The following is a 1,505-nucleotide window of genomic DNA, read 5'->3' as shown; positions in this document are numbered from 1 at the left end:
TACTTAAGCCAGGACTTAAAAAAAGATCATTAATGGAGATTTTGCCGTCTTGATCGGTATCTAATTTATTAAAAAGAGATTGAAGCTCTTGCTCGGTTGCCATAAGTTTCTATTTGAAGAATCGTTTTTCAATTTAATATCTCATTAATTCAGAGATTAATCTCTCAAAATTAAATAAACTTGTTTCAATGGACGTAGAAACGGCTATCGCTGGGGCTTAGATTGGGTGTATCTGCTACCAATTAAGCAAATTTGTCAGGGCTTGCGTCTTCAAATTCCAGCGTCACCCCGCAACGCTTATCAATCGTTAGGGTACTGAGTAATTCTTTAATATATTGCCCATTTCTTGGCTTGAGCGATTCTTCGAGAACACCGCACATCGCAGAAAATTTTGGTGTATCGAATGTATCTTAAGTTGCTCCCGATGTGATAGCATACCTTCAAGAAATCTTAGATAGCATACCTAATCCATGAATCAAGTTCGACTCCCTAAAGTTAGCGTTGCCGTGATTGGTTTGGTAGTTGCAAGCGTATTTCATGCTACTCCAGTGCTGGGAGCTATTCTAACTAGACAAGAATTTTCAGGTGATTTTACTTTAGTCGATGCTACTAGCCCATTCCTTACGAACTCTTTGCCAGAAGAAAGCGAATATTCGGGATTCGTGGTTTACTCAGAGTCCGGGACTTTGAGCGATTGGGAGCTATCCGTCAACAATCTAGACCTAAATTTGAAGAGAGTCCCTACTAATGGCGGTAACTTAACCCCAGATGTCGATTTTGAGCTTGATTCTGGGTCGAATTGGAATTTAGTAGTTGATTTTGGCATTGCTTTTGATGCTCCAAGATATACCCTAGAAAGAACTTCAAGCTCTGAAATTACCTTGACGGGTGCAGTGGGACGGGCAGGAACATACATCTATCAAGATTCTGCTGTCAATATTACCCTGAGTTCTTCATATACATCAGTACCAGAACCTACTTCCCTACTAGGTCTATTGTTTGGAGTTGGTGCAATTGCTGTCTCTAAAAAAGCTGGTAAGACGAAATCTGAAGCATGAATTACTCAACTCTTTACCAAAGCTTTATCGATCTTCTACACCACCGCCAACCAATCGCACACCACAGACCTACACCCGTCAGCAAAGTTAACCCAAACTTGCCACTGCCTCAAATACCCATTCCAGTAAGGCTCTCCGTCAGCAACGCCAATAGCCTTGCCAATTGTGGAGACTAGCTGTTGGTAGAATTGGCCAGCGCTGTCGAGTCCAAGGCGCATTTTCAGCTTCAGCCCCTTCCATCCTTGGACAGTCGGACTTTCCGCTGGCGTGAGTGTTTGAGGTATATCCTGGGGGGTGGTGTCAATGACTGGTATAGTTGTACTTATATTATTAATGACTGACACCGACTCACTTTTAGTTGCTTCATCTCGATTTAACCACCGCTCGAAAATCAAATCACGCTTATCATCAGGGGCAACGAATTGATAAACGCACTCCCGATTTTCA

At 42.3% G+C, this 1,505-nt stretch carries 3 protein-coding genes; 1 reads left to right on the top strand and 2 read right to left on the bottom strand.

Going from position 1 to position 1,505, the window contains the following annotated elements:
* The coding region (locus H6G97_RS51160) for an EF-hand domain-containing protein (protein ID WP_190947787.1) at nt 1-103 on the bottom strand (103 nt) is incomplete at its 3' end.
* 367 nt (nt 104-470) lie between these two features.
* On the opposite strand from H6G97_RS51160, the gene H6G97_RS51155 reads away from it, so the two are divergent.
* Nucleotides 471-1,058, top strand: a complete 588-nt coding sequence (locus H6G97_RS51155) for a PEP-CTERM sorting domain-containing protein (RefSeq protein ID WP_190947786.1) — start codon at nt 471-473, stop codon at nt 1,056-1,058.
* Between the two features lie 35 nt (nt 1,059-1,093).
* Here H6G97_RS51155 and H6G97_RS51150 read toward each other — a convergent pair.
* A partial coding sequence (locus tag H6G97_RS51150; protein WP_190947785.1) for a hypothetical protein occupies nt 1,094-1,505 on the bottom strand: 412 nt, incomplete at its 5' end.

Source organism: Nostoc flagelliforme FACHB-838 (genome assembly GCF_014698065.1).
Classification (GTDB): Bacteria; Cyanobacteriota; Cyanobacteriia; order Cyanobacteriales; family Nostocaceae; genus Nostoc; species Nostoc flagelliforme_B.
The sequence above is the reverse complement of the archived record's forward strand: the minus strand, read 5'-3'. Positions and strand labels throughout refer to the sequence as shown.

Bases quoted from the DNA above. Each gene is read 5' to 3' on its own strand.
- H6G97_RS51155 (WP_190947786.1), top strand. From the start codon at position 471: ATGAATCAAGTTCGACTCCCTAAAGTTAGCGTTGCCGTGATTGGTTTG.